This is a genomic window from Collinsella sp. OM06-18AC (assembly GCF_003438785.1).
GTDB lineage: Bacteria > Actinomycetota > Coriobacteriia > Coriobacteriales > Coriobacteriaceae > Collinsella.
On record NZ_QSTX01000001.1, the window covers coordinates 90,084 to 115,915 of the forward strand.

The window sequence follows — 25,832 nt, forward strand, 5'->3', positions numbered from 1 at the left end:
ATGCAAAAAAGGCACCTGCGCAACCATTGCTTGCGCAGGCGCCTTGAGCAGGCATTTTATGCAGTTATACCTATCGAGTCGCAAGGGGTCCTTGCACAAGTCGCCTTACTCGTCCAGCGCGGCGAAGGCCTGCTTCAGATCCCAAATGATGTCCTCGACGTTCTCGGTACCGATGGAAAGACGGATCGTGGAGGGCGTGATGTTCTGCTCGGCGAGCTCCTCGGCAGAGAGCTGGGAGTGCGTGGTGGTAGCCGGGTGCACGACGAGCGACTTGACGTCGGCCACGTTGGCGAGCAGCGAGAACACCTGCAAATGATCGATGAACTTCCAAGCTGCCTCCTGGCCACCCTTAATCTCAAAGGTGAAGATCGAAGCGCCGCCGTTGGGGAAGTACTTCTGATAGAGCTCGTGATCGGGGTGCTCAGGCAGGCTCGGGTGGTTCACCTTGGCGACATGGCTGTCACCAGCCAGGAACTCAACGACCTTCTTGGTGTTCTCGACATGACGGTCAACGCGCAGCGACAGGGTCTCGGTGCCCTGGAGCAGGACCCAGGCGTTGAACGGGCTGATGCAGGCACCCTCGTCACGCAGCAGGATGGCGCGGACATAGGTTGCGAAGGCGGCGGGACCGGCAGCCTCGGCAAACGAAACACCATGGTAGGAGGGGTTGGGCTCAGCGATCTGGGCGTACTTTCCGCTCGCCTTCCAATCGAAGTTACCGCCGTCGACGATCACACCGCCCAGCGAGGTGCCGTGGCCGCCGATGAACTTGGTTGCGGAGTGGACAACGATGTTGGCGCCATGCTCCAGCGGACGGAACAGATACGGGGTGCCGAAAGTGTTGTCGACGACAACCGGCAGACCGTGCTTCTTGGCGATCTCGGAGATGGCGTCGATGTTGGGGATGTCAGAGTTGGGGTTGCCGAGCGTCTCGAGATAGATGACCGTGGTATTGTCCTTGATGGCACCCTCAACCTCTTCCAGGTTGTGGGCATCGACAAACGTGGTCTCGACGCCAAACTGGGAGAGCGTATGCTCGAGCAGGTTGTAGGAACCGCCGTAGATGGTCTTCTGAGCCACCACGTGGTCACCAGCCTGGGCAAGAGCCTGCAGGGTATAGGTGATGGCAGCGGCACCGGAGGCGACGGCAAGACCGGCCACGCCACCCTCGAGCGCGGCGATACGGTCCTCAAAGACGCCCTGGGTGGAGTTGGTCAGACGGCCGTAGATGTTACCAGCATCGGCAAGACCAAAGCGGTCGGCGGCGTGCTGGGAGTTGCGGAACACATAGCTCGTGGTCTGGTAGATAGGCACGGCGCGGGAGTCGGATGCGGGATCGGCGCTCTCCTGGCCAACGTGAAGCTGCAGGGTATCGAAACCAAAGGTGTGCTCGGGGTTGTTGATGAACTGGCTCATGATGATCTCCTTGATCGAACAAAAATAAATAAAAAGAGAGAAGTAGGTCGCTGTCTCCTGATCACGCCGACGGGCGCAAACAGGAGCCCGGCATTCGTCTTGGTAAGCAATTCATATGCGGGCCTCCTTTCGCATCCCGGTTCCGTGGTTGGCTTAATTACCTACTGCCTTTGTGTGTTTTGAATAGTACGAGCATTATTTCCCTCGGTCAATCACTTAAAAGCGCTAACCTGTTATCGTTTTTATAGATAACAATCGGAAGGATTGCGTCGATGACCCTCCAGCAGCTTCGTTTTCTGATCGCCGTGGCAGAGTCCGGCTCAATCAACGCCGCAGCTCAGCGCCTCTATACCGCTCAGTCCAACATCTCAAACGCCGTCAAAAGCCTGGAACAGGAGCTCCATCTGGAGATCTTTACGCGCTCCAGCCGCGGCGTCACGCTCACCAACGACGGCACCGAGCTTTTGGGCTATGCGCGCCAGGTCGTAGAGCAGGCCGACATGCTCGAGGCACGCTACGAGGACGGTGGCACCCCGCAAGCCCGCCTCGCCATTTCCGCCCAGCACTACGCCTTTTCGGTCGAGGCCTTTGTCAACGTGGTCGAGCGCTGCCGCGACAGCAAGTTCGAGTTCATCATGCGCGAGACCACCACATCGCAGATCATCGATGACGTCCGTGCGTTTCGCAGCGATATCGGCATTCTGTATCTGGATGACTTTAACGCCCGCGTTCTGCAGAAGGCCTTCGCCGATGCCCGCGCAAGCTTCCATCCCCTATTCGACGCGACGGTCCACGTATTCGTCAGCGAACGCCACCCGCTCGCACGCCGCCCTCAGCTGTCCCTTGCCGACCTCGCGCCCTATACGCGCTACAGCTTTGAGCAGGGAACCTCAAACTCCTTCTATTACGCCGAGGAACCTTTTAGCTATATCCCTTGCGACCGCAACATACGAATCTCGGACCGCGGAACACTTACCAACTTACTTATCACGTCGAACGGTTACACCCTGTCGACCGGAGTCCTCTCCAATGAAATGCAATGGGGTATGGCATCGATCCCGTTAGCAGACGCCCCAACGATGCACGTTGGCTACATCATGCACGACGAGCGCAAGCCCTCTCTCCTCTTGCAGCAATACCTCGACGAGCTCAACCGCATCATCCATGCCAGCTAACAGTCGGAAGACGGGGTAGAAATCGTAGATTGCTGGCCCCCGGCGGGCATGGCGCTACAATGGTCACTCACATGAAATGCACTCAAAGAAAGGAAGCCCGTGAAGGTCATCATCTATACCGACGGCTCGGCCCGATCAAATCCGGGACGCGGCGGCTACGGCGCCGTGCTCAAATACACCAACCCCGCCGGCAAGACCTTTACCTCCGAGCTTTCGCGCGGCTACGCCAAGACCACCAACAACCGCATGGAGCTCATGGCCGTTATCGTGGCGCTCGAGGCACTCAACCGCCCCTGCGAGGTCGAAGTCCATTCCGATTCGCAGTACGTCGTCAACGCCTTTAACAAGCACTGGATCGACGGCTGGAAAAAGCGCGGGTGGAAAACCGCCAACAAGCAGCCCGTCAAGAACCGCGACCTGTGGGAGCGCCTACTCACCGCCAAAAGCAAGCACAAGGTTGAGTTCATCTGGGTTAAGGGTCACGCCGGCCACGAGCTCAATGAGCGCTGCGATGAGCTCGCCACCACGGCGGCCGACGGCAGCAACCTCGATATCGACACCGGCTTTAACGAGAGCGACCTGTAATAGCGTTTTCGCACAGCTTTATATCCCCACGCGCTACACTCATCCTGTAGACCAAACAACGCAAGGGGGACGTATGCTGCGCATCGCGACCATCGGCACATCCATGATCACCGACGACTTTATCCAAGTCGTCAACGCCAACGACCAAGCCGCGTTTGTGGGCACGCTTTCACGCGATGCCAATCGCGGTGCTGCCTTTACCGCCGAGCGCGATGGCGAGCGAAACTTTATCTCACTCGATGAGCTTGCGGCAGCCGCCGACGTCGACGCCGTCTATATCGGCAGCCCCAACGCACTTCACTACGAGCAGGCCCTTGCCTGCATCGCCGGTGGCAAGCACGTCATCGTCGAGAAGCCCTTCTGCGCCACCGAAGCGCAGGCGCTGGAAGTCTTCCGCGCTGCCGAGGCAGCAGGTGTCGTGGCCCTCGAGGCCATGCGTCCCCTCCACGATCCCGCCTTCCACGCCATCGAGGACGCCCTGGGCGAGATCGCCCCCATCCGCCGCGCCTCATTGCGCTTTGGCAAATATTCCTCGCGCTACAACGAGATTCTCGCGGGACGCGCCACCAATATCTTCGACTGCAATATGGCATCGGGTTCCCTCATGGACATTGGCGTCTACACCGTCGAGCCCATGGTCGAGATTTTCGGCATGCCCTCCGGCCTTACGAGCATGACTACTCTGCTCGACCCCACCACGCGACAGCTCACGCACGGCCCCATCGATGGCTGCGGTTCCATCCTTGCCAGCTACGGCGGTGGCCGTATCTCCGTCGAGCTCGCGCACTCCAAAATTACGAATGACCTGCTGCCCTCGCAGATCGAAGGCGAGCGTGGCACTATCCAGATTGACCATCTGTCCACGCCCCGCAACGTCCGTATCGACTATCGCGGCGATGTCGTACGCGGATCGGCGACCGAGGCGCCGCGCGAGCAAGGCGGCAACGGACGCGCGCTCGACCTTCCCAAGTCAAGCAACACCATGGAATACGAGCTCGCGGACTTTATCACCGCCATCGACGGCATCGATAACGTTAAGGAAGAGATTTGGGAGACCCCGGCGGGACGCCACGAGCTTGGCCACTACCGCGATGTCACGCTCGTCTCGCTGCGTATCATGGATGCCGTGCGCCAGCAGGCCGGCATAACCTTCCCGGCCGACGCAGGCAAGCAGGCATAGCGATGGGCCTCTTCGATACGTTCTTCTCCAGCGTCACCGGCGGCAGTCGAGAGCCTCAAAAACCATCAAACGTCGAGCTCGAGCTGCGCCGCAGGCTTACTGTGCTCGCAAGCGACGAGGCCACTCAAGACGCTCCCCTGCGCTATTTCCTGCGCTGGGAAGGGCAAGTCCAGGGCGTCGGTTTTCGCTTTACCAACACCAACCTCGCGCAGACACGCGCACTCACCGGCTGGGTGCGCAACATGGAAGACGGCTCGGTCGAGATGGAGATACAGGGAGCTCCGGCAAACATCCTATCTCATCTCGAGGCGCTTCATGCCTCCTACGAGCGCATGGGAACGCGTTTTCACCTCGTAGAAGCCCAGGCCCAAGCCCCACTTGCCAATGAAGACAGTTTCATTCCTCGTTATTAGTATTGTGTGCTAAATACGGTATCATTTACCTACGGCCGTTGATAGAAAAGAGGCGAGGCGCATGGCGGTGCAAAGAAGGAATACCAGGCAGCGAAAGCTGGTTCTTGACGCCGTGCGCCAAAGCTACAACCATCCCACCGCCGACGAAATCTACAACGTCGTGCGCGCACAGGATGACAAAATCAGCCGCGGCACGGTCTACCGCAATCTCAACCTCCTGGCCGATGCCGGAGAGATCCTCTCCATCAAGACACCAGGCGGCAGCCGCTTCGATCGCACGATCGAGCCGCATGCGCATATCATCTGCACCTCGTGCAGCCGCGTCATCGACGTACCGCTCCCCTTCGATGCCCAGCTCGACGCCAAGGCGTCCGAGCAAATCGGATGGAGCGTCAGCTCGCACTACACCATCTTTGAGGGACTCTGCCCCGACTGCCAGTAGCCTTTGGGACATGCCTGCAAATCTACTTGCCCATCCGCTACAGCAAACAGTACATTTCTAGGCATGTCCCAAATATCTACTCGGCGAGCAGGCGACGCAGCTCCTCTTCGACCGTGCGTACGTAACGGACGCGGTCGTTGATGCCACGCATAGAGGGATTGCAGCTCTCCATTAGATAGGGATGGCCCACTACGTTGAGCATGTCGCGGTCGTTTTCGTTATCGCCAAACGCCATCATCTCATCGGGCGAAATTCCCAGGGCACGACCGTAATCGGCAAGCGCGGAACCCTTACCCGAATCAAAGCCGATAAAGTCCGTCCACTCGGTTCCCGACGTCATCACGTCAACACGGTCGCTAAAGAGGCGCTCGAAATACTCCAGGGCCGCCGGCTGATCCACCTCGGGCATCTGGAAGGCAATCTTAATGACGTCCTCGTCGATGTCCTCGGGACGGCCGACCACCGCCACATCGCAGTGGACCTCATAGCGCAAATGGTCGACGAACGCATCGTTGCCGCTTATGGTGTAGAGGTGCCCCTCGCAGGAAAGGGTAACGTCGGCATGGGGGTAGGCGACCACGGCATTCGCGATATCCATCGCCAGGTCACGCTCCATAGAGCGCTTGACAACGGCACGCCCCTCGCTCATCACCAGGGCTCCGTTTTCGCATACATAGGCGAGCTCATCGGCCACCGGGGCAAACAGGTAGCGCAAGCTCGCATATTGACGGCCGCTCGCCGGCATAAACACGATACCGCGACGATGCAGTTCATCGATGAGTTCAAAGGCCTCGGAACGCGGCTCGCGCTCCCCCGGATGCAGCAACGTGCCGTCCAAATCGCATGCAATCAGCTTGATTCCCTCAAGACCCATATGCTTCCCCAAAGCCTCCTATCAACAGCAAGACGGACCTTGATTGGTCGCCCCTCAAAGCCCGCCTTGCGTATATACGCGCTTAGCCGCGCGTCTTTTTTACGATGGTAAAGTCGGGAGCCATGCTCACGACGGCCTCCGCCGCACTCGATGCAAAGCGCCGGTCCGCATCGAGTTCACGGGTAACCACCGAGAGCCGAACACCCTCGACGCCCCGGAGCATGCGGCCCAAAACAGGCTGCACCGGCGTATACATGCGCACGGTATGCTCGTCCGAATCGCCTCGGAAAAGCGGCGCGTGCATATTGCCGATCTCCCAGCACGCATGCGCGAGCGCAATCGGATCCATGCGGTCGACTTCGACCAAATAAACCTCGGCGCTGCGCAGGCGCACGACAACCGCCACGGGCACCATGCCCGAACGGTCGATGGCGAGCACGTCGCCATCGGCAAGACGACCGCCGTCGGCAGCATCCAGCCGAACATCGATCGTGCGCCCCAGCTCCGTCACGCCCGCAAACGCGCATACATCAGCCCGGTCCCAATCGAACAGTAGCTCGTCAACTTCAAAGACGCCGCCCAACTTCCGGCGAAGCAGGAGTTCATAGGACGGATCGTTGAGATTTCCCAAGCATGTCGTCGAAACCAAGCGTTCAGGCATACTCTAACCCTCGACCTCAACGAGCTCGATATCAAAGTTGAGGTCCTTGCCGGCCAGCTCGTGGTTGGCGTCGAGCGTCACAGCCTCGGGCGTTACGTCGATGACCACGGCGGGAACGGGCATACCGCTCGGCGTGGACAGGAAAAGCTTCATGCCCTTCTCGATCTGCTCGATGTTGGGAACCTGTTCGGCCGGGAAGGTCAGAACCATCTCGGGATTGTGCTCGCCGTAGGCATCGGCAGCAGGAATGTGCACGGTCTTCTTCTCGCCCACCTGCATGTCGACAACAGCGGCGTCGAAGCCCTTGATCATCTGACCGGCGCCGCAGGTGAACTCCAGCGGCTCGCCGCGATCGTAGGAGCTATCGAACTGCGTGCCGTCATCGAGCGTGCCGCGATAATGGGTCTTGACCTTCTTGCCCTGGTTGGACATGGTAACCTCCGTGATAAGGGCGGCGCACAACGCGGGCCGCCGTGAACATATGGCGCTAACTATACCCTAGTCATACAATTCAATGACAGTTTGCAAAGAAACGCTGCAACCGGAGGAACCATGGCATATCCCGTATTTGACCTACACTGCGACACTGCCGACCGAATCGGCTGGGCCACGCTCGATCTCGACCTGCGCTTTACCGCCGGCACCGACGGTTATTTCCCCGGCGACGAAACGCATCCGCAAGATTTCGACCTCATCGAGGGTAACGCCTGTGCCATCTCGCTCGCAAAGATCGGCAACACGCCGTGGGCACAGTGCTTCGCCACGTTTGTCCCCGACGAGATTCCCACCGCCCACGCCGCGCGCTTCCAGGCGCAGATCATGGCGCATATGAGCGGCCAGGCAATGCTCAACCACGACCGTATGGTCAACGTGCGCAGCGCCGCAGACATTCGCCCCGCGCTCAAGGACGGCAAGGTCGCTTGCATCCACACCATCGAAAACGCCACGTTCTTTGCCGAGGACCCCGCGCTGATCGAGGTGCTCAAGAGCCTGGGCGTGCTTATGTCGTCACTCAGCTGGAACGCGCAGGGACCGCTCGCGAGCGGCCACGACACCCACGCCGGCCTCACCGCCGCCGGCATCGAGGCGCTTACGCAGATGGAGCACGCCGGCATGGTGCTCGACGTCTCCCACCTCAACGATGAGTGCTTTGACGAGGTCGCCGCCCGCGCCACGCGTCCCTTCGTCGCCAGCCACTCCAACTCCCGTGCGGTTTGCGGCGCCAAACGCAACCTTACCGACGACCAGTTCCGCACCATTCGCGACATGGGTGGCATCGTCGGCCTCAACTACTGCAGCGAGTTCCTTTCCAACGACGCAACCGACAAGACCGCCGCAGACGTCACCTTCGACCAGCTGGCGGCGCATATCGAGCACTGGCTCGACCTGGGCGGCGAGGACGTCATCGCGCTCGGCGGCGACTGGGACGGCGCCACGGTGCCCGCTTTCCTCTCCGATGCCAGCAAGATGCCCGAGTTCCAGAACATGCTTTCCAAGCATTTTGGCAAGACCGTGATGCAAAAGCTCTGCAGCGACAACGCGCTTGCCTTCTTCGAGCGTTATTAATTTCACATCCCTTGAGCGGGCCGGCATGCCGAACGGTCGACATGCCGGCCCGTCCCCGATCTGAAGGACCGCTTTTGACGCAGCAGTTTACGATTTCCGCATCCCGACCGGATGGGACGACCATCCCCGTCGTCGTTACCAAAAAGCGCGTCAAGAACTTCAACCTACGCGTCACATCGAGCGGCGAGGTCCACGCCAGCGCACCGATCGGCGCCAGCCGCGAGCGTATCGAAGCGTTTGTGAAGCGCAACAGCGCCTGGATTATCAGCCGACTTGCCCAGCGCGAGCAACGTCAGGCGACGGCACGAGAGCCGCTCAGCCCCTCGTCCATCATTGCACTTTGGGGCAAGCCCATCACGGTACAGGATGCACTCGATCACAACTTTGCATCACCCGCACCGCGACCCAAACAGGCCACCTTCGCAAGTTTTATGGGTACCGATGAATCGGACGAAGGCCCACAGGCCAAGCGGCACGCAATCCTCGACGGCCTAACGTCCGATGAGCTCCAAGCCCGTATCGACCAGCTCTATGCAACCGAGGTCACCACGGCGCTGTACGATATGGTGCACGCGTACGAAATCGCAATGGGCGTCACCGTGGCCCGCGTCTCCGTGCGCAGCATGAAAACGCGCTGGGGATCATGCACGCCCAAGACCGGCGCCATTCGCATCGCACTCGAACTTGCCGCCTATCCCATCGAATGCCTCGACATGGTTGTCGCCCACGAGCTCGTCCACTTGCTCGAGCCAAGCCACAATCAGCGATTCCACGCCCTGCTCGACACGTACTGTCCCAACAATAAAGCTCTGTCGCAGCGGCTCAAGCAGCCACCCATAGAGTCGTATTAGAACCGGTTAGCGCACGCGCTCGATCTCGACGCCGCAGCTTGCCAGGGGCAGGCCAACAGGAGCCCACGGCTTATCGAGCTTTATGCGCACACCAAGCAGCGAGGGATAACGGCGCAGCAGCATCTGGGCTGTCCCCTCGGCTGCCGCCTCGATGAGCTTAAACGTATGCTCGCGCAGATAGCCATCGACATCGTGGCACACCGAGCCGTAGTCAATCGAGGCATCCAGGTTATCGTGCTCCCCCGCCGCGCGCAGGTCGGCATAGAGCACCAGAGAAACGATGAACTTCTGACCCAGCGCGTTCTCCTCGGGATACACGCCATGGTTGGCAAAAACCTCAAGGCCGTCAATGACAATACGATCGGCATGGCGCAGATCATCATAGCTCACGTGAGGCACCGCCGTTGCGGTGGATATTTCGCCCCTTCCACGGCGGGCGAGCTCAGCACCTTCAGTCTTGGTTGCATTCTCGGGCAGTTTTTTGTTACTCAACGCGATCGTCTCCTTCGTTTAGAACCCCAACCGCGCAAACTAACTACACGCGAATCGACAGGTTCTTTTTATCATCGCTCCAGTTGCAAGCATTGCGCGCGGGGCATGCAAAGCAGGCGCGCGACGCTTTGTCGGCTGCATAGAGCAGACGCTCAAGCGGTTGGCTGTTCACGCGCAGCTTTCGATGGCCCAGAATGGCCGTCTTAATGGCTGCGGCATCGGCCGGCTCAAACGCCACGTCATCGGGCATGCCGCCGAGAATCGCATCAGCGACGCGTTCGCTTGCAACATCATGGGATATACCCGATTCATACTGTTCATCTTTGCCGATATCGTGAAGAAGTGCCGTGGCGTAGATGACCTCGCGGTCAAATTCGAGCTGTTCCTCGAGATTCTTGATCCACATAATGCGAGCGACATCGAGCAGATGGTCAATACCGTGGCGGCAGAAGATGCGCCCCGATTCCAACTGTGCAATGTTGCCCAGGTGCCGTCGGAACAGCCCGTTGGCACAAATGTAATCAATGCGAGGCATGGCACCAAAGGGGGCCAGGCCCGAAGCCATAAAGCCGCGACGCGACGTCCCCTCATCGGTCTTCGATGTAAAGTCGTTGACGACTCTCATGGTTAGCGGCCCAACATCCTAAAGAAACGCTCCTCGAGCGCGGGATCGGTCTCAAAGACGCCGCGGCGAGCGAGCGTCACGGTCTTGGTGCCGGGCTTTTGCACGCCACGCATCGTCATGCACATATGCTCGGCCTCCATCAACACAATCGCTCCCTGGGGAGCGAGATAGTCCATGAGGGCATCGGCAACCTGTGCACACAGTTGCTCCTGCAGCTGCAGACGGCGCGCATAAACCTCAACCGTGCGGGCGAGCTTGGAAAGCCCAGCCACCCGACCGTTAGGGATATAACCAATGGCGGCCTTGCCATAAAACGGTAGCAGATGATGTTCACACAGCGAATAGAACGTGATGTCGCGCTCGATAACCAAATCATTCGAAGCGACGGCAAAGGTTTTGGACAGGTGCTCCTCGGCACTCTGGCCCATGCCGCCGGCGATCTCACCATACATACGGGCAACGCGCGCCGGGGTCTCCAACAGGCCCTCACGAGTTGGGTCCTCGCCTATGCCCTCAAGCAACAGCTTAATGGCGGCCTCGACTTTTTCCTGATCGACCATCTGGGCCTCACTTTTCCGATTTCACGTTCGCGCTATGGTACCACGCCCTCCGGCATCGACCACAAGCTACATAGTATGGGTCGAATAGACCGGATCATCACGCCAAAGTTCAACCGCATCACAAAGCGCAACGCCCTCGCGCTCAGCACGGGCGCGCGTAGCGTTCATATCGATCACGCGCTGGTTACTCGAGCCCCTAAAACGCAATGAGATATCATACAGATCCTGAACAAACGGGCCATCCACCAACATGTCGAGGCAGGCAAGGATACGGTCCGTGACCTCGGTATGGTGGCGGCCTCCCGGCATAAGCTCCTCGAGCACATCGCCGGTGAAACACCAAATAGTCTTCCCCGACCCCGCTGGATAGGCCGCGCGAACACGCTCGACAAAATCAACGAGTCCCGCTTGATTCTCGGGCTCCATAGGCTCGCCGCCCAGAATCGTCAGGCCGTCAATAAAGGGATGATCGAGGCTCTCGATAATCTTGTCCTCGACGGCACGATCAAACGGCTCGCCCGCGGCAAAGTCCCACGCGACGGAGTTAAAGCAATTCTTGCAGCCACGACGGCACCCGCTCACAAACAGAGAAGTGCGGACGCCTTCTCCATCAGCAATGTCGAAATACTTAATGTTCGCGTAGTTCATAGGTAACTCTCCCGGGAGGCCGGGACATATCATCCCGTCCTCAAACATTCTCGGCCTTCGGCCTGCGAAACTGCGGGCGGGACGATATGTCCCGGCCTCATGCAAAGGGTAACTCAATGAACGAAGCGAACATCGAGTATAGGGTTCGAGGTCTAATAAAAACTGGGTTGCGGCTCAACCGCCATCGCAAGCAAAGCGTTGTTGCAAGTCAACTCATTTCCGCTAAGAACTTCGAGGAGCGAGCAGGCTGCGTGCTGCATCTCAGCTACATCAACTTGGCCGCCCCGTAGCGAGGCCCCGGACCTTTGCTCGATATGAGTTCCGCACGAACAGGAGGCGCCAGTGGCGCCTCCGTCGTGAGCCAGGACTGTCCGAAATAGCGAGTAAAGGTCCGGGGCCTCGCTACGGGGCGGCCTGGGATGGTTATTAGAGATGCAGCACGCGGTCGCGGATCTCCTCGGTTCGACCCTGGTTCCAGAACTGGGTACCGATGTAGCCGCACGTACGACGAGCGACGTTCATCTTCTCCTGGTCGCGGTTGCCGCAGCTGGGGCACTCCCACACCAGCTTGCCGTCATCCTCGACAATCTTGATCTCGCCATCGTAGCCGCACACCTGGCAGTAATCGCTCTTGGTGTTGAGCTCGGCGTACATGATGTTGTCGTAGATGTACTGCATCACGCGAATGACAGCCTTGAGGTTGTCCTGCATGTTGGGAACCTCAACGTAGGAGATAGCACCGCCCGGCGAAAGCTGCTGGAACATGCCTTCAAACTTAAGTTTGTCGAAGGCATCGATCTCCTCGGACACATGGACGTGATAGCTGTTAGTAATGTAGCCCTTGTCCGTCACGCCCGGGATAATGCCAAAACGACGCTGCAGGCACTTGGCGAACTTGTAGGTCGTCGACTCCAACGGCGTACCGTACAGCGAGAAATCGATATCACTTTCGGCCTTCCACTCCGCGCACCTGTCGTTCATGCGCTGCATGACGGCCATGGCGAACGGCGTGCCCTCCTTCTCGGTGTGGCTGTGACCCGTCATGTACTTGACGCACTCATACAGGCCGGCATAGCCCAGGCTGATGGTGGAATAGCCGCCCACGAGCAGCTTGTCGATCGTCTCGCCCTTCTTCAGACGCGCCAGGGCGCCGTACTGCCAAAGAATCGGCGCGGCATCCGAAAGCGTGCCCATCAGGCGCTCATGACGGCACAGCAGGGCACGATGGCACAGCTCAAGGCGCTCGTCGAAGATCTTCCAGAACTTATCCATGTCCTGATGCGAGCTCAGCGCGACATCGGGCAGGTTGATGGTCACAACACCCTGGTTAAAGCGACCGTAGTACTTAGGCTTGGTCGGGTCATAGTTCAGCGCGTTGGCGACATTGTTAAAGCCGTTGCCCGAACGGTCGGGCGTCAGGAAACTGCGGCAACCCATGCAGGTGTAGCAATCGCCGTTGCCGGCAGTCTCGCCCTTAGACAGCTTAAGCTCGCGCATCTTCTTCTCGGAGATGTAGTCGGGCACCATGCGCTTGGCGGTGCACTTGGCGGCGAGCTTGGTCAGATAGAAGTACGGCGAATCCTCGCGAATGTTATCGTCCTCGAGCACGTAGATGAGCTTGGGGAATGCCGGGGTGATCCACACGCCGGCTTCGTTCTTAACGCCCTCATAGCGCTGACGAAGCGTCTCCTCCACAATCATGGCAAGGTCGTGCTTCTCCTGGGGCGTACGGGCCTCATTGAGATACATAAAGACCGTCACGAACGGCGCCTGGCCATTCGTGGTCATAAGGGTCACGACCTGATACTGAATAGTCTGGACGCCGCGACGGATCTCGTCACGCAGGCGGTCCTCAACAACCTCGCGGACCTTTTCGGGAGATGCGGAAACGCCGAGCTCCTCGAGCTCGCGGGCGACCTCGCCGCGAATCTTCTGACGGCTCACCTCGACGAACGGGGCAAGATGGGTCAGCGAAATCGACTGGCCACCGTACTGGGAGGAAGCAACCTGGGCGATGATCTGCGTCGCGATGTTGCAAGCCGTCGAGAAGCTGTGCGGCTTCTCAATCAGCGTACCCGAGATAACAGTACCGTTCTGGAGCATATCCTCCAGGTTCACCAGGTCGCAGTTATGCATGTGCTGGGCAAAGTAGTCCGAATCATGGAAGTGGATCAGGCCCTCATTGTGAGCATCCACGATCTCCTGGGGCAGCAGCACACGCTGAGTCAGGTCCTTGGAAATCTCGCCGGCCATGTAGTCACGCTGAACGGAATTGACGGTCGGGTTCTTGTTGGAGTTCTCCTGCTTGACCTCTTCGTTGTTGCACTCGATGAGCGACAGAATCTTGTCGTCGGTCGTGTTCTTATGGCGCTTCAGGCTCTGAACATAGCGATAGATGATGTAATGGCGAGCGACCTCGTAGCAGTCGAGACGCATGATCTCGTCCTCGACTAGATCCTGAATCTCCTCGACCGACACGGTGTGGCCCGCGTTCTCGCATGCCTCGGCGACGTTTTGTGCCGCGTAAACCACCTGGCGGTCGGTAAGACGAGAGCTCTCCTCGACCTCCAAGTTTGCGGCGCGGATGGCATTGACGATCTTATCGATGTCAAAGACAACCTCGGTGCCGCTGCGCTTGATGATCTTCATCCTCTTGCCTCTTTCGCGTCGTAGTCTCATTGCGCTTCAGAGCCAAACGATGCCCGGCAGGGCTTGCCCCGTCTTGCGGCGCCGTCGCGCAATCTGTGTTCTCGATAAACCATAAGCCTCAATGCGGACACTCCCAGGAGCCGATCAAGCGGCTCAAGGACACGTTCAAAAGAGGCAGTTAAGGTCTTCGTTCTCTGTCCGCCATCTATCATACGACAAAGAGGCATCTATATCCTGTATTCTTTTTTTAGGTCAAACACAACATATAGTGTTTCAGCAGGTCAAAGCAATTGGTCATTTTGCAGACGCATTAAAAATGAGGGGTTCGTGGCAAGTCGGTAAAACGTTACCAGCACGGCTACCTGCATGGCAGTTATAAAACCCCCTTAGTTAGGCCGCTGACAAATCCTACCAAAACCAAGCCGCTCACGCCAAAAGAATCCAAAAGATTATGCTTGACCAACATGTTGCGGTCGTGCCTTGCCGAGCCTCATGCAACCGCGGCACGAATCCTTGAAAGATATGTGTGTGCAAACGGAGAAGATGAGAGTTTCCTCGGATGACTGCTGAGAAGCATCCCGGAAGATCAAAAACTCGAAATTTGGTGACGTATTTGGCGACCAAAACAAAACAGCTCAGGGGCTAAGCCTCTGAGCTGCGAACATTTGGTGGGCGTTAGAAGATTTGAACTTCTGACCTCTTCCGTGTCAGGGAAGCGCTCTCCCCCTGAGCTAAACGCCCAAATGGAGCGGACAACGGGGCTCGAACCCGCGACCCCAACCTTGGCAAGGTTGTGCTCTACCAACTGAGCCATGTCCGCTTACGAGGATTAATCTTACGTGATGCCCGCATCCTATGCAAGAACTTTTTTTGAAAAGTTTCGCGACGCCCTCGCGAGCCTCATGAAGGCATCAGACACCACGGAAGGCGCAGGCAAACGCAAACTCGCCGCAAGAGGCCCCTACAACTCAGCGAGCATGATCCAGGCAGAGCTGTCCTGCACGAGCCTGCCGTCTGCGAGCGGTGATGAGGTGAGCAGGACCCTGCCCGCCGGCAGCTCCACGGGCGCTGCACCGAAGTTCGTCACACACGCCCAGCCGTTGTCGCGGCGATAGGCGATGACGCCGCCCTCAGCGCCCTCGGCACCATCCGCAAGGCCGGTGCGCCCGTCAAGATCGAGCCACGCGAGATCGTTGGCGCACCCGCGCAGCTTGCGCCGCAGCCAGAGGGCGTCACGATAGAGCGCAAGCATCGATGTCGGGTCCGCTTCTTCCCTATCGGCAGCGTAATCGGAAAACCATGCAGGCTGCGGCAGATGGGGCGCCGCATCGGCGTCCGCCGGTGAAAACCCAAACGATCCGCCCTGCGCGGGATCGTCCGCCGCCACCCACGGCAGGGGCACACGGCAGCCGTCGCGCCCCTTCTCGCGCTTCGGTCCGTGCGTATTGGTCGCAGTAGGATCTTCGAGTACAGCCCACGGAATGTCAGCCACCTCAAAAAGGCCGAGCTCCTCACCCTGATACACGTATGCCGAGCCCGGAAGCGCCAGCTCGAGCAAAAGGGCCGCCCGCGCGCGGCGCTCGCCGAGTTCACGTTCCTCGTCATAAGACGACCCGTCGCGTAAGAGCCAGTCGAGCGCAATCTGGTGGTAGCGCGTCGCCTTGATCTGCGGCAGGGCATAGCGCGTCGCCACGCGCGGCACGTCGTGGTTGGAGAGCACCCAGGTCGAGGCGGAATCGGATTCTATAGCTGCCTTCAAGCCCTCCTCGATTGCAGCGTGCATGTCATCATAGGTCCAAGTGGCCTTGGCAAACTCAAAGTTGAATGTCTGGCCAAGCTCGCTGGGACGCGCGTAGAGATACTGGCGATCGGGCAGCACCCACGCCTCGGCAACGGCGCTGCGTGGCGGATCATAGCGGTCGAACACGCGGCGCCACTCGCGATAGATCTCGTGGACCTCGTTGCGGTCCCACAGCGGATGGGTGCCGTCCTCAACCATGTCATCGCCCTCGGCGAGATGCCACCGGTCGAGGTCATCGCGGTCGAGATCCTTGGCGAGACCGTGCGCCACATCAATGCGAAAGCCATCGACGCCTCGATCGCTCCAAAACGCCAGGACGTCGCAAAAGAACGCATGAACCTCGGGGCACGACCAGTCAAAGTCCGGCTGCTCAGGCGTAAACATGTGCAGATACCACTGACCGTCCGCGACACGCGTCCAGGCGGGGCCGCCAAAGTTGGCATTCCAATTGGTGGGAGGCAGCTCGCCATGCTCGCCGCGACCATCGCGGAAGATATAACGGGTGCGCTCGGGCGATCCGGGGCCGGCGGCAAGAGCGGCTTTGAACCAAGGATGCTGGTTAGATGAATGGTTGGGCACGATGTCGACGATGACCTTGATGTCGCGCGCATGAGCCGCAGCGATCATGTCATCGAAGTCATCAAGCGAGCCGAGACGTGGGTCGACATCGCAGTAGTCCGCCACATCATAGCCGCCATCGACAAGAGGCGATGGGTAAAACGGGCTCAGCCAGATAGCCTCGATGCCCAGCTGCTCAAGATAGTCCATCTGCTGGGTAATGCCCGCGATATCGCCCAGACCCGAACCAGTCGAATCCTTAAACGAGCGCGGGTAGATCTGATAGATCGCGGCGTCGGACATCCATGAGCGCGAAGAAGACTTTTCTGTAGCCATGGGGCGTATCTCCCTTGCAACGAGGTTATGCGAGATGCCCACGATGATACGCCCAAAGCGGACATTCGCGGCAAACAACGCCACAGCCACGCCCCAAACGCTCGCTCCCTCTCGGGTTCGAGTCTCCTGGGACGAATCGATCGATCAGTGAAAAGAACGGAAGGCCCACTCCTCCGGCCACGACAGCGAGCGGGCTCCGGGTGCCCCAAGTTGCCGCGAAAGAGGAGGGAAGCGTACTTTATGTACGCGACCGACGATTGAGGGGCAAGATGGGGTGCCCGGGGCTCGCGCAGCGTCAACAAAAAACGCGGTTCGTTAGAACCGCGTAAGATAGTTGGAGCGGACAACGGGGCGTCTGCGTATCCGCTTCGCGGATCCGCACCGGCTTCGGTCGCCTGTCGGCGTCCTCGCCAGCTCGCTACAAACGCTCCGCGTTTGCTTAACGCTCGCTCCCTCTCGGGTTCGAGCCCATACGATGGGTACGAAAAAGCCCGGCTACCGTAGTAGTCGGGCTGTTGCGTTTGGAGCGGACAACGGGGCTCGAACCCGCGACCCCAACCTTGGCAAGGTTGTGCTCTACCAACTGAGCCATGTCCGCATATGTAAAACAAAACGGGCGCCGGAGCGCCCGGATGTTGCTTGGAGGCGAAGCCCGGATTCGAACCGGGGGTAAAGGCTTTGCAGGCCTCTGCCTTACCACTTGGCCACTTCGCCGAAAAAGGACCGCCTAAACGGTCCGGAAATGCAATGGAGCGGACAACGGGGCTCGAACCCGCGACCCCAACCTTGGCAAGGTTGTGCTCTACCAACTGAGCCATGTCCGCTTGCGGGTTATTAATTTACGCGAGTTGTCCAAAAGACGCAAGTACTTTTTTCAAAAAACTTGTCTGCCGCATGTTCTTAGTAGCTAAACGCGCTAAAGCGATTGGCTAGGCACACGATTCCAGTGCTCCGCTAAACAGCTTCACCATCTGCACGCGCGTGCCGGCACCGTCCGTACGACGAGCAACCTCCACGTTATCGACGAGCATACGCATAAGCTTGATACCGCGGCCGCGTTCCTCGGATGCGACCGGCTCGCTCGTTTCATCGATAGAATAGCCAGCACCTCGATCAAGCACCTCAACCACAACGCGATCGCCATAGGCCTGAACCGTCAGGACGCACCCGATACCGCCCGCATGGTCATAGGCATTACCCAGTGCCTCCCCCGACGCCAATGCGACATCGTAGCGCTCGTCACGGCGCAACGGAAGCGATTCAAGGAGTTCGGCGATGCGATGTCGGTAGTATGGAAGATTCTCGATACCCTGACGGACCTCGACGCTCTTACTCCAGCGAGGCAGCTCCCCCACCGGAATGGCGGGAATAGGCTCCCGTGCCGGCCCCGCGACATGAAGGATATCGACAAGACGAGCAATCTCCAAAAAGCGAACAACTTCACCTGATGCATTGACGAGCGAAAGCAGGCCTTCTCGCCTCATGAGCTCACGAGCGCGCGTAAGCAGGAATGCCAAGCCCGTCGAATCGATAAAGCTAACAGCCTGACAGTTGATGACGACACGACGCACGCCGCGGCCAATCAAAGCATCCAACCGCCGACGCAGCGCAGGCACCGTGGCGATGTCGATATCGCCTGGTGGCGTCAAAACCGCTATGTCATTCCACTCATTCATACGACCATGGTTCCCCAAAAGAGCTTGTTCGATGCATGCCTTTCCGCAACCGTGCGGATTCGGCGCGCCCAGCGTCGCTGTTTAGGACCGGCCCCGCAAAAACTCAAGAGACACTAATGCGATGTCATCGTCCAGCGCCGATTCGGTAAATCGGTCGAGCTCGCCCAAGACCTTGCCGCAGATTCCCGATACGCCCTCACCCGAGACAGAGAGCAGAAGATCACGAAGGCGCTGCTCGCCAAAGAACGCTCCGGTGCGGTCGCGGGCCTCAATCGTTCCATCCGTATACATGAAGAGCATGTCGCCAGGAGCGAACGTAAACACGCCCGTCTCGTAAACCATGCTCTCAAATGCACCGATTACGCCCGATTGGCATCCAAGCAGCTCGACCTCTCCCCCACGGGCCTCGCCGCCACCCAGCGGCATCGACTCTGGCCTGATGACCATGGTCGGAGGATGGCCCGCCGAACAATACGTTGCGCGTCCGGTTTTAAGGTCAATCTTGGCGATAAAGGCCGTCACGAACGTCTCGACCCTCGAGAAGCCCATGAGCATGCTGTTAAGGGAGCGTGCCATGCGGGCCGGTCCAGCGCCCTCCCAGGCATATGCCGTCAGGGCCGTCTTGACGAGCGCGGACATCGATGCAGCCTCAATGCCTTTGCCAGACACATCGCCCAAAATCATGACGGCGCAGTCGTCGGGAAGACGGATGAGCGTATAGAAATCGCCGCCGACCAACGCTGAGTTCGTGGCCGACAGGTACACCGAATCGGCGGCGATTCCCGGAACATCCCCCAGGGAATTTCTCATGCCAATCTGGAGGGTCTGAGCGATATGGCGCTCCTCGCGCTTTTGAGATTCGCCTTCGTAGATCAGTTCAAAGTCATGCGCCAAGTGCACCAAGTAGTCATATTCAAGATCATCAATCGGCTCTTGGCTACCATCACGAAGCAGCAGCGCACGCGTCGTCGGCCCCTTCGCAACAGAAGCAGGAACGATTGCGTCGTTACTGTGCTTGCCATCGCCCTCAGGGCGTGGGCGCCCCGCCTCGATGCCGGCGTCGACGTAGAGACCCTGGCAAGGCAGGCCATGCGCTCTAAGCCAGCCTCCCATAGGCATCGATTCGTCAACGCGAGTTATACGGACGTGTTTAAGGTCCTCGGCACTCGTGCCGCCCAAAACAGATGCCTCAAAGCCATCAGGGGCAGCCCCCAAACGTGCCGCTGGCGCCGTCGTGGAAAAGAAAAGCTTCTCGGGATCGTCCGGCAAAGCAACGCGACTGCCGCCTTCAAAATCTATGACGTAGGAATCCAGACTGGCGTCATACTCAATAGGGCAAAAATGGCAGTTGAGCATATTGCAGATCTCGGACGATACCGCCTGGGTAGCCGCGGCGGAATCGTCTAGAAAGGTAAACAACTCATCCCGCAAGACATTGAGCGAGCGGCCAAGCTCGGCCGTGCGACGGGAGCGAAGGCTCGATGCCATGCCGACCAGCTGGATAGACAGGTAATCGCAAATGACCTCAAGTACATTAACATCATAAGCGAGCGGTGCCTGGGGGCGTTTCCAACCAACTTCCAGCACGCCGAGGATCTGCGTACCGTAAAAAACGGGAAGACAGATTTCACTGCGGTACGGAGGCATATCCTGCATGCGCAACAGGTGCTTAGAACGATTATCCAGGTCCATGAACATACCGGAGGCGGCCTTATCGCCCTCAAGGTCCTGTTGAATCGACAAGCGACAGGCACGCGACTCGCGAAGAACATACGTCGGAATGCCAGCGCCATACGGAAAAAACTCGGGCAGGTAGCTGTCGAGCAGCTCCTTGGAAACACCGCGGAGCTTAAAGCCGCCGCTCTCAGAAAAATAGATAGCAGCACCCGAAGCATCGAGCGTTCCTACAAGCTGGTTCAAAACGGTATCAAGCAGGCTGGGTAACTCATCGGAGCCCACAGTGCTCATAATGACCGAGAGCGTGCCAGAGAGACGCTTGTTCGCCACTCTAAGCTCCGATAACGCACGCTTGAGTTGCCGGTCGTGAGAATACTGTTCCTCAATACTGTGAAGCGCCACCAGGACACGTGGCGCGCGGCGCCCAAAGATACGTGGAGGCGTTACGGAGCCTGCGCGAACCAATACGGGAATAAAGGAGCCATCGCTCAGCTTGAGCATCAGTTCGCTCTCGGAGCCATCAGTTTCAAATGGCAAACGATGTTCCGTCGCACGTTCAAAAGCGGACGAGTACAGGACGTCTTTAACATCTCCACCGATGACGTCGGCGCGTTCCTCGCACATCAAACCAAGTAAGCGATTATTCACATGCAGAATGGTTCCGTCGAGCTCGCAGATGATGACAGCATCGCTCGTGATCTCGACTAGTTGGGCAACGTCTGCCCACTCGTTGCGTTCAAGCGTTTCCATCGTGGACCCCACCGTCTATCGGTAACAAAAAAGCCTCCGAAGAGGCTTCTCAAATGCGATGGTGTCGGAGGCGGGACTTGAACCCGCATGACCAAAAAGCGGTCACTAGCACCTCAAGCTAGCGCGTCTGCCAATTCCGCCACTCCGACATGCTATGTTGTTGATTCGCAGTTCGTTTTGTTCGACCCGCGCGTTCAACGAAGAAGATGATAACCTATGATTCGAGAACTGTGCAAGCACTTTTTTCAAAAAAGTTTACGAATTTGTAATTGCGCAGGTAGATCCGCATGTCCGGCCCCGAATCGGTGCTGCCTCCCGGCGCGTCCTCGGGCATGAGCGATATTTTGCTGCGCACTTCGTGCTGCAAAATATCGCTCCCCCTGCGGAATGCGCCGGGAGGCAGCACCGATTCGGGGACTACCAACACATACTCCAGGCACAGTTCTCAAACATGTTCTGGGGCTGATGCAAATTTGGTGGCTCGGCTTTGCCGAGCCCTTATATGGGGAGGCCGGAGCTAAAGCTCCGGCCTCGCTCAATTTCCTATTAGATTAAGTGAGCGATCAAGGAATCTCACTCCCCTCTGCCGCGTTAACGCAGGGCCCGCCCTGGTGTTGCTTTTCAGAACGTCCCGCAGGACGGAGGAAGCCCCGCAGCGCGTAGCGCGCAGCGGGGCTTCCGACATGTCCGAGGACGTTCTGAAAAGCAACACCAGGGCGGGCTCGAACGAGAACACCGACTACAGGTCGATGTGCGATTCCTTGATCGGGAACGGCTCCGCGAAGTGACAGGCGCAGCAGTGACCCGGTGCGACTTCCTTAAACTCGGGAAGCTTCTCGGAGCAGATGCCCTGCGCGATCGGGCAGCGCGTGTGGAAACGGCAACCGGTCGGCGGATCCAGCGGCGACGGCGGATCGCCAGCGAGAATGATGCGCTTGCGGGTCTTCTGGATATCCGGATCGGGCACCGGCACGGCAGACAGCAGCGACTGCGTGTACGGGTGGTGCGGCTCACTGTAGAGCGTCTTCCAGTCCGAAACCTCGACCATCTTGCCCAGATACATAACGGCAACGCGATCAGAAATGTGCTGCACGACAGAGAGGTCGTGAGCAATGAAGAGATAAGCCGTACCGAACTTGTCCTGGAGCTCCTTAAGAAGGTTCAGAACCTGGGCCTGAATGGATACGTCAAGCGCAGAGACGGGCTCATCGCAGATAATCAGCTTGGGCTTGAGCGCAAAGGCGCGGGCAATGCCGACACGCTGGCGCTGGCCGCCCGAGAACTCGTGCGGATAGCGGTTGATGTGCTCGGGGTTCAGACCGACGACGTCCAGCAGCTCGCGGACGCGCTCGATACGCTCTTCCTTTGTACCCACGCCATGAATGGTCATGGGCTCAGAAACAATTTCGCCGATGGTCATACGAGGGTTGAGCGAAGCATAGGGGTCCTGGAAGATGAACTGCATCTCGCGACGCATATCCTTGATCTCGTGCTTGCTCATCTCGGCAACGTCTTTGCCCTGGAAGAACACTTTGCCTGCCGTCGGCTTGGTCAGGCGCATGATGGTGCGGCCCGTCGTGGACTTACCGCAACCAGACTCACCAACCAGACCAAAGGTCTCACCAGGATAAATCTCAAACGAGATGTCGTTTACAGCAGAGACGACGCGCTTGGAAAAACGCTTGGCGAACATGCCGGACTCTGCGGGGAACTCCTTAGAAAGGTGCTCGACCTTCAGCAGCGGAGTGCGCTCGTTATTGTCTGCCATTTACGCCTCGCCTCCCTTCTTGGAATCCTTGCGCGTGCGGGACGTCTCAGGCGCGTTCTTGAGGAACTCGGGGTCACCGGAATAATGGCACGCAGAATAGTGGCCGGACTCGGTGACAACGCGCTCGGGGCGCTGCTTGCGGCACTTGTCCGTCGCATAGGGGCAGCGAGGAGAGAAGACGCAGCCCTCGGGCAGGTTCATGAGCGAAGGCGGGTTGCCGTGAATCGGCGTCAGCGGCTTCTTCTCCTCGATGGCCTGCTCCGGAATGGAACGAATAAGACCCCAGGTGTAGGGATGGCGGCTCTCGTAGAAGATTTCCTCAGCAGTACCGAACTCGACGGGACGGCCGGCGTACATAACCATGATCTTATCGGCCATATCGGCGACGACGCCCAAGTCATGGGTAATCATGATAATGGCGTTGCCGTTCTTCTGCTGCATCTCCTGCATGAGCTCGATAATCTGAGCCTGAATGGTAACGTCCAGAGCCGTCGTGGGCTCGTCGGCAATCAGGATATCGGGATCGCAGGCAAGCGCCATGGCAATCATGACGCGCTGACGCATGCCACCAGAGAACTGGTGCGGATACTCGTTGACGCGCTTCTCGGGCTCGGGAATGCCAACGAGGTCCAAAAGCTCGGTGGCGCGCTTGAGCGCCTCCTGCTTGGAGTAGCCACGGTGCAGACGAAGTCCCTCGCCCACCTGCTTGCCGATCTTATAGACCGGGTTCAGGGAGGTCATAGGATCCTGGAAGATCATTGCGATATCGTTACCGCGAACGTGCTGCATCTCTTCCTCGGTCATCTCGAGGATAGAACGACCGCGATAGCGAACGTCGCCACCCTCAATCTTTCCCGGAGGCATCGAGATAAGGCCCATGATGGTCATTGCGGTCACAGACTTACCGGAGCCGGACTCGCCAACGACGCCCAGGGTCTCGCCACGATCGAGCGTGTAGGAGACACCGTCGACAGCGCGAACGACGCCATCCTCGGTGTGGAAATACATCTTAAGGTCATCGACCTCGAGCAGATGCTGGCCCTCGGGAACCGGCTGGTCCTTCAGGTCCACATAGTTCTTGTTCTTCTTCATCCTTATGCGTCCTTCATCTTGACGTCGAGGGCGTCGCGCAGACCGTCACCCAGCAGGGTGAAGGCGAGCACCGTCGAGAGAATTGCCAAACCGGGCATGATCATCATCCAGGGAGCAGTCAGAAGATACTGCTGACCGTCCTGAATCATGGAGCCCCACGAAGGCGTAGGCGGAATAACGCCCATGCCGAGGAAGGACAGAGCGGACTCGGTCAGAATGGCGCCACCGATGTTCATGGTCGCGTAGACCACGATGGAAGCAACGGAGTTCGGGAAGATATGGCGCATCACGATACGCGCATCGGATGCACCCATCGCGCGAGCGGCGTCAACATAATCGTTCTCTTTGACCGTTAGGATCGCAGATCGGAAGACACGGGCAATCGAGGGCCAGCCGAGAATACCGATGGCGATGAAAACATTTTGAAGACCACGGCCGATAACGGCGATCATGGCGACAACGAACAGCACGTACGGGAACGCCAGGAAGATATCCGCGAAGCGCATGATGATCGTATCCCAGATGCCGCCATAGAAACCGGCCAGGGCGCCCATGATCAGACCGATCACCGTGGAGATGGCGGTGGCCATAATACCGACGGAAAGCGAAACGCGCGCGCCGTAGATAACTCGGACGAGAATGTCGCGGCCAAGGGCGTCGGTACCAAACGGGTGCTCGGCACACGGAGCCAGCAGCGAAGTCTCGGCCATGGTCGTCGAGTCAGAAGCCGTCGGCGACCCGAGCCAGGGCTTAGCCCACAGGTCTGCGGTCAAGGCAACCAAAACGACGATGATAATCCAGCAGATACCGATAACGGCGAGCTTATTCTTGCGAAGACGCTTGAAAGCGTCGCCCCACAGCGTGCGGGACTTGGCGGGAGCAGATGCGGCCTTGGTGGCGGTAGCCTGCTCCTGAGACTGAGAATCAGTTTCCTGCATGAGACGTACCTCCCTTAGGCCTTATCCGACGGACCGCCGAGGCGGATACGCGGGTCGAGGAATGCATAGCTAATGTCGACGAGAAGGTTGATCACCATAACGACGACAACGATGAGCGTAACGCCGCCCATAACGATGGGCCAGTCGCGCATGCTAATGGCGCGGTAGACCTCAGAGCCGATACCGGGCCAGTTAAAGACCGTCTCGGTCAGGATGGCGCCCGAAAGCATGCCGCCGAAGTCGACACCAATATAGGTAACAACGGGGATGAGTGCATTCTTAAGCGCATGCTTGACGATGATCGCGCGATTGGAGAGACCCTTGGCCTTTGCCGTGCGGATGTAATCCTGATTCATGACGTCGAGTAGCTGCGAGCGCATGATGCGGGCAGCATAGGCGGTCGAAACCGAAGCCAGCGTGATGGTCGGAAGCACATAGTGCATCCAATCCTGATACTGAGAGCTGGAGCCGCCGGCACCCGAAATCGGCATGGAGAAAGCGCCGCCGGTGGCATCCTTAAGGATGACGCCAAAGAACAGCTGCAGCAGCATGCCGAGCCAGAAGGCAGGAACAGCAACGAGGATCGACGTGGTGAGCGTTACCAAAATATCCCAGAAGGAATAGCGCTTTACCGCCGAAATGATACCCGCACCGATACCCATGATTGCCTCGAGCACAATGGCGCACGCGGCGAGTTTAACCGTATACGGATACTTCTGGGCAAAGATTTCCGCAACCGGCAGCTTGCGCTGATACGAATTGCCCAGATCGCCATGAAGCAGACCATTCATGTAATTCAAGTATTGGTCCACAAGCGACGTTGGAACGGGATCGCCGTTCTCGTCAAGGATCGCGTTGCCGTCCTCGTCCGCCTGGACCAGGTGATAGCGCACGCGAAGTTGAAGCTCTACCTCGGGGGACAGAGCCTTGTCTCCACCGATCAGCTTGATCGGGTCTCCCGGCACAATATTCTGGAGGGCGAACAGAATCAACGTAACGCCCAAAAATACCGGGATGAACTGAAGCACACGTTTAACGATGTACTTACCCATACCACTCCCCTATCTAGGGATTAACCTAAATGGGATGCCGATCGCCA

24 protein-coding genes and 6 tRNA genes are annotated in these 25,832 nt (G+C 58.6%); 8 read left to right on the forward strand and 22 right to left on the reverse strand.

All coding sequences use genetic code 11. The annotated features are described in order from the left end of the window. Positions 1-105: 105 nt before the first annotated feature. Positions 106-1,416, reverse strand: coding sequence for an O-acetylhomoserine aminocarboxypropyltransferase/cysteine synthase family protein (locus tag DXB86_RS00425; RefSeq protein WP_117735793.1), 1,311 nt, complete (start codon positions 1,414-1,416; stop codon positions 106-108). 272 nt (positions 1,417-1,688) lie between these two features. Here DXB86_RS00425 and DXB86_RS00430 point away from each other — a divergent pair, with 272 nt between their 5' ends. The 5 genes from DXB86_RS00430 to DXB86_RS00450 all read left to right on the forward strand — a co-directional run bounded on the left by DXB86_RS00430 (position 1,689) and on the right by DXB86_RS00450 (position 5,211). Beyond that, complete coding sequence (locus DXB86_RS00430; RefSeq protein ID WP_117735794.1) at positions 1,689-2,591, forward strand: LysR family transcriptional regulator; 903 nt, start codon at positions 1,689-1,691, stop codon at positions 2,589-2,591. A gap of 99 nt (positions 2,592-2,690) precedes the next feature. Continuing rightward, complete coding sequence (gene rnhA, locus DXB86_RS00435; RefSeq protein WP_117564440.1) at positions 2,691-3,176, forward strand: ribonuclease HI; 486 nt, start codon at positions 2,691-2,693, stop codon at positions 3,174-3,176. Between the two features lie 73 nt (positions 3,177-3,249). Beyond that, positions 3,250-4,356 carry a Gfo/Idh/MocA family protein gene (locus DXB86_RS00440; protein WP_117564441.1) on the forward strand — a complete coding sequence of 369 codons (1,107 nt, stop codon included), beginning with the start codon at positions 3,250-3,252 and terminating at the stop codon, positions 4,354-4,356. Between the two features lie 2 nt (positions 4,357-4,358). Then, positions 4,359-4,769: an acylphosphatase gene (locus tag DXB86_RS00445; RefSeq protein WP_117735795.1), complete on the forward strand. Its 411-nt coding sequence runs from the start codon at positions 4,359-4,361 to the stop codon at positions 4,767-4,769. A 61-nt stretch (positions 4,770-4,830) separates the two neighbouring features. Further along, complete coding sequence (locus DXB86_RS00450; RefSeq protein ID WP_187361911.1) at positions 4,831-5,211, forward strand: Fur family transcriptional regulator; 381 nt, start codon at positions 4,831-4,833, stop codon at positions 5,209-5,211. Positions 5,212-5,287: 76 nt separating this feature from the next. On the opposite strand, the gene DXB86_RS00455 is transcribed toward DXB86_RS00450, so the two are convergent. The 3 genes from DXB86_RS00455 to DXB86_RS00465 all read right to left on the reverse strand — a co-directional run bounded on the left by DXB86_RS00455 (position 5,288) and on the right by DXB86_RS00465 (position 7,178). After that, on the reverse strand, positions 5,288-6,085 hold the full coding sequence (locus DXB86_RS00455) for an HAD-IIB family hydrolase (protein WP_117735796.1): 798 nt from the start codon (positions 6,083-6,085) through the stop codon (positions 5,288-5,290). A gap of 82 nt (positions 6,086-6,167) precedes the next feature. Then, on the reverse strand, positions 6,168-6,746 hold the full coding sequence (locus DXB86_RS00460; protein WP_089572974.1) for an urease accessory protein UreE: 579 nt from the start codon (positions 6,744-6,746) through the stop codon (positions 6,168-6,170). 3 nt (positions 6,747-6,749) lie between these two features. Beyond that, on the reverse strand, positions 6,750-7,178 hold the full coding sequence (locus DXB86_RS00465) for a peptidylprolyl isomerase (protein WP_035138874.1): 429 nt from the start codon (positions 7,176-7,178) through the stop codon (positions 6,750-6,752). 120 nt (positions 7,179-7,298) lie between these two features. Here DXB86_RS00465 and DXB86_RS00470 point away from each other — a divergent pair, with 120 nt between their 5' ends. Together DXB86_RS00470 and DXB86_RS00475 are read left to right on the forward strand one after the other, a co-directional pair. Continuing rightward, positions 7,299-8,312 (forward strand): dipeptidase, encoded by a 1,014-nt coding sequence (locus tag DXB86_RS00470; RefSeq protein ID WP_089572972.1) that lies wholly within the window; start codon positions 7,299-7,301, stop codon positions 8,310-8,312. Between the two features lie 74 nt (positions 8,313-8,386). After that, positions 8,387-9,163, forward strand: a complete 777-nt coding sequence (locus tag DXB86_RS00475; RefSeq protein ID WP_233504097.1) for a M48 family metallopeptidase — start codon at positions 8,387-8,389, stop codon at positions 9,161-9,163. Positions 9,164-9,169: 6 nt separating this feature from the next. Here DXB86_RS00475 and folB read toward each other — a convergent pair whose 3' ends face one another. The 4 genes from folB to nrdG form a co-directional block, all read right to left on the reverse strand. Beyond that, positions 9,170-9,655, reverse strand: a complete 486-nt coding sequence (gene folB, locus DXB86_RS00480; protein WP_055251396.1) for a dihydroneopterin aldolase — start codon at positions 9,653-9,655, stop codon at positions 9,170-9,172. A 43-nt stretch (positions 9,656-9,698) separates the two neighbouring features. Further along, positions 9,699-10,280 carry an HD domain-containing protein gene (locus DXB86_RS00485; RefSeq protein WP_171021502.1) on the reverse strand — a complete coding sequence of 194 codons (582 nt, stop codon included), beginning with the start codon at positions 10,278-10,280 and terminating at the stop codon, positions 9,699-9,701. Positions 10,281-10,282: 2 nt separating this feature from the next. Next, complete coding sequence (gene folE, locus DXB86_RS00490) at positions 10,283-10,840, reverse strand: GTP cyclohydrolase I FolE (RefSeq protein ID WP_117735797.1); 558 nt, start codon at positions 10,838-10,840, stop codon at positions 10,283-10,285. Positions 10,841-10,906: 66 nt separating this feature from the next. Continuing rightward, the gene (gene nrdG, locus DXB86_RS00495) at positions 10,907-11,488 is read right to left on the reverse strand and encodes an anaerobic ribonucleoside-triphosphate reductase activating protein (protein ID WP_117735798.1); all 582 of its coding nucleotides are present in this window, start codon (positions 11,486-11,488) and stop codon (positions 10,907-10,909) included. Positions 11,489-11,604: 116 nt separating this feature from the next. On the opposite strand from nrdG, the gene DXB86_RS09935 reads away from it, so the two are divergent. Beyond that, complete coding sequence (locus tag DXB86_RS09935; RefSeq protein ID WP_158555244.1) at positions 11,605-11,778, forward strand: hypothetical protein; 174 nt, start codon at positions 11,605-11,607, stop codon at positions 11,776-11,778. 136 nt (positions 11,779-11,914) lie between these two features. Here the strand turns inward: DXB86_RS09935 and nrdD are convergent, their stop codons facing one another. From nrdD to DXB86_RS00565, 14 genes are all read right to left on the reverse strand, one after another. Then, positions 11,915-14,137: an anaerobic ribonucleoside-triphosphate reductase gene (gene nrdD, locus DXB86_RS00500; RefSeq protein WP_117735799.1), complete on the reverse strand. Its 2,223-nt coding sequence runs from the start codon at positions 14,135-14,137 to the stop codon at positions 11,915-11,917. Between the two features lie 666 nt (positions 14,138-14,803). Next, a tRNA-Val gene (locus DXB86_RS00505) sits at positions 14,804-14,878 on the reverse strand. 3 nt (positions 14,879-14,881) lie between these two features. Continuing rightward, positions 14,882-14,957: transfer RNA gene (locus DXB86_RS00510), tRNA-Gly, on the reverse strand. A 141-nt stretch (positions 14,958-15,098) separates the two neighbouring features. After that, positions 15,099-16,832 (reverse strand): glycoside hydrolase family 13 protein, encoded by a 1,734-nt coding sequence (locus DXB86_RS00515; RefSeq protein WP_233504098.1) that lies wholly within the window; start codon positions 16,830-16,832, stop codon positions 15,099-15,101. Between the two features lie 522 nt (positions 16,833-17,354). Next, positions 17,355-17,430 (reverse strand) — tRNA-Gly (locus DXB86_RS00520). Between the two features lie 42 nt (positions 17,431-17,472). Beyond that, a tRNA-Cys gene (locus tag DXB86_RS00525) sits at positions 17,473-17,546 on the reverse strand. A gap of 34 nt (positions 17,547-17,580) precedes the next feature. Further along, positions 17,581-17,656 (reverse strand) — tRNA-Gly (locus DXB86_RS00530). A 105-nt stretch (positions 17,657-17,761) separates the two neighbouring features. Further along, positions 17,762-18,508, reverse strand: a complete 747-nt coding sequence (locus DXB86_RS00535) for an anti-sigma factor antagonist (RefSeq protein WP_117735800.1) — start codon at positions 18,506-18,508, stop codon at positions 17,762-17,764. 81 nt (positions 18,509-18,589) lie between these two features. Next, positions 18,590-20,935: a GAF domain-containing SpoIIE family protein phosphatase gene (locus DXB86_RS00540; RefSeq protein ID WP_117735801.1), complete on the reverse strand. Its 2,346-nt coding sequence runs from the start codon at positions 20,933-20,935 to the stop codon at positions 18,590-18,592. A gap of 59 nt (positions 20,936-20,994) precedes the next feature. Next, positions 20,995-21,084, reverse strand: a tRNA-Leu gene (locus DXB86_RS00545). Between the two features lie 590 nt (positions 21,085-21,674). Then, positions 21,675-22,703 carry an ABC transporter ATP-binding protein gene (locus DXB86_RS00550; protein WP_006236139.1) on the reverse strand — a complete coding sequence of 343 codons (1,029 nt, stop codon included), beginning with the start codon at positions 22,701-22,703 and terminating at the stop codon, positions 21,675-21,677. Further along, the gene (locus tag DXB86_RS00555) at positions 22,704-23,795 is read right to left on the reverse strand and encodes an ABC transporter ATP-binding protein (RefSeq protein WP_117735802.1); all 1,092 of its coding nucleotides are present in this window, start codon (positions 23,793-23,795) and stop codon (positions 22,704-22,706) included. Positions 23,796-23,797: 2 nt separating this feature from the next. Beyond that, a complete protein-coding gene (locus tag DXB86_RS00560; protein WP_117635930.1) occupies positions 23,798-24,733 on the reverse strand; it encodes an ABC transporter permease in 936 nt (311 codons plus the stop codon). A gap of 14 nt (positions 24,734-24,747) precedes the next feature. Then, the gene (locus DXB86_RS00565; RefSeq protein ID WP_117635931.1) at positions 24,748-25,785 is read right to left on the reverse strand and encodes an ABC transporter permease; all 1,038 of its coding nucleotides are present in this window, start codon (positions 25,783-25,785) and stop codon (positions 24,748-24,750) included. Between the last annotated feature and the right edge of the window lie 47 nt (positions 25,786-25,832).

Bases quoted from the DNA above. Each gene is read 5' to 3' on its own strand.
- DXB86_RS00425 (WP_117735793.1), bottom strand. From the start codon at position 1,416: ATGAGCCAGTTCATCAACAACCCCGAGCACACCTTTGGTTTCGATACC.
- DXB86_RS00430 (WP_117735794.1), top strand. From the start codon at position 1,689: ATGACCCTCCAGCAGCTTCGTTTTCTGATCGCCGTGGCAGAGTCCGGC.
- DXB86_RS00440 (WP_117564441.1), top strand. From the start codon at position 3,250: ATGCTGCGCATCGCGACCATCGGCACATCCATGATCACCGACGACTTT.
- DXB86_RS00445 (WP_117735795.1), top strand. From the start codon at position 4,359: ATGGGCCTCTTCGATACGTTCTTCTCCAGCGTCACCGGCGGCAGTCGA.
- DXB86_RS00450 (WP_187361911.1), top strand. From the start codon at position 4,831: ATGGCGGTGCAAAGAAGGAATACCAGGCAGCGAAAGCTGGTTCTTGAC.
- DXB86_RS00455 (WP_117735796.1), bottom strand. From the start codon at position 6,085: ATGGGTCTTGAGGGAATCAAGCTGATTGCATGCGATTTGGACGGCACG.
- DXB86_RS00460 (WP_089572974.1), bottom strand. From the start codon at position 6,746: ATGCCTGAACGCTTGGTTTCGACGACATGCTTGGGAAATCTCAACGAT.
- DXB86_RS00465 (WP_035138874.1), bottom strand. From the start codon at position 7,178: ATGTCCAACCAGGGCAAGAAGGTCAAGACCCATTATCGCGGCACGCTC.
- DXB86_RS00470 (WP_089572972.1), top strand. From the start codon at position 7,299: ATGGCATATCCCGTATTTGACCTACACTGCGACACTGCCGACCGAATC.
- DXB86_RS00485 (WP_171021502.1), bottom strand. From the start codon at position 10,280: ATGAGAGTCGTCAACGACTTTACATCGAAGACCGATGAGGGGACGTCG.
- folE (WP_117735797.1), bottom strand. From the start codon at position 10,840: ATGGTCGATCAGGAAAAAGTCGAGGCCGCCATTAAGCTGTTGCTTGAG.
- nrdG (WP_117735798.1), bottom strand. From the start codon at position 11,488: ATGAACTACGCGAACATTAAGTATTTCGACATTGCTGATGGAGAAGGC.
- DXB86_RS09935 (WP_158555244.1), top strand. From the start codon at position 11,605: ATGAACGAAGCGAACATCGAGTATAGGGTTCGAGGTCTAATAAAAACT.
- nrdD (WP_117735799.1), bottom strand. From the start codon at position 14,137: ATGAAGATCATCAAGCGCAGCGGCACCGAGGTTGTCTTTGACATCGAT.
- DXB86_RS00515 (WP_233504098.1), bottom strand. From the start codon at position 16,832: ATGGCTACAGAAAAGTCTTCTTCGCGCTCATGGATGTCCGACGCCGCG.
- DXB86_RS00535 (WP_117735800.1), bottom strand. From the start codon at position 18,508: ATGAATGAGTGGAATGACATAGCGGTTTTGACGCCACCAGGCGATATC.
- DXB86_RS00540 (WP_117735801.1), bottom strand. From the start codon at position 20,935: ATGGAAACGCTTGAACGCAACGAGTGGGCAGACGTTGCCCAACTAGTC.
- DXB86_RS00550 (WP_006236139.1), bottom strand. From the start codon at position 22,703: ATGGCAGACAATAACGAGCGCACTCCGCTGCTGAAGGTCGAGCACCTT.
- DXB86_RS00555 (WP_117735802.1), bottom strand. From the start codon at position 23,795: ATGAAGAAGAACAAGAACTATGTGGACCTGAAGGACCAGCCGGTTCCC.
- DXB86_RS00560 (WP_117635930.1), bottom strand. From the start codon at position 24,733: ATGCAGGAAACTGATTCTCAGTCTCAGGAGCAGGCTACCGCCACCAAG.
- DXB86_RS00565 (WP_117635931.1), bottom strand. From the start codon at position 25,785: ATGGGTAAGTACATCGTTAAACGTGTGCTTCAGTTCATCCCGGTATTT.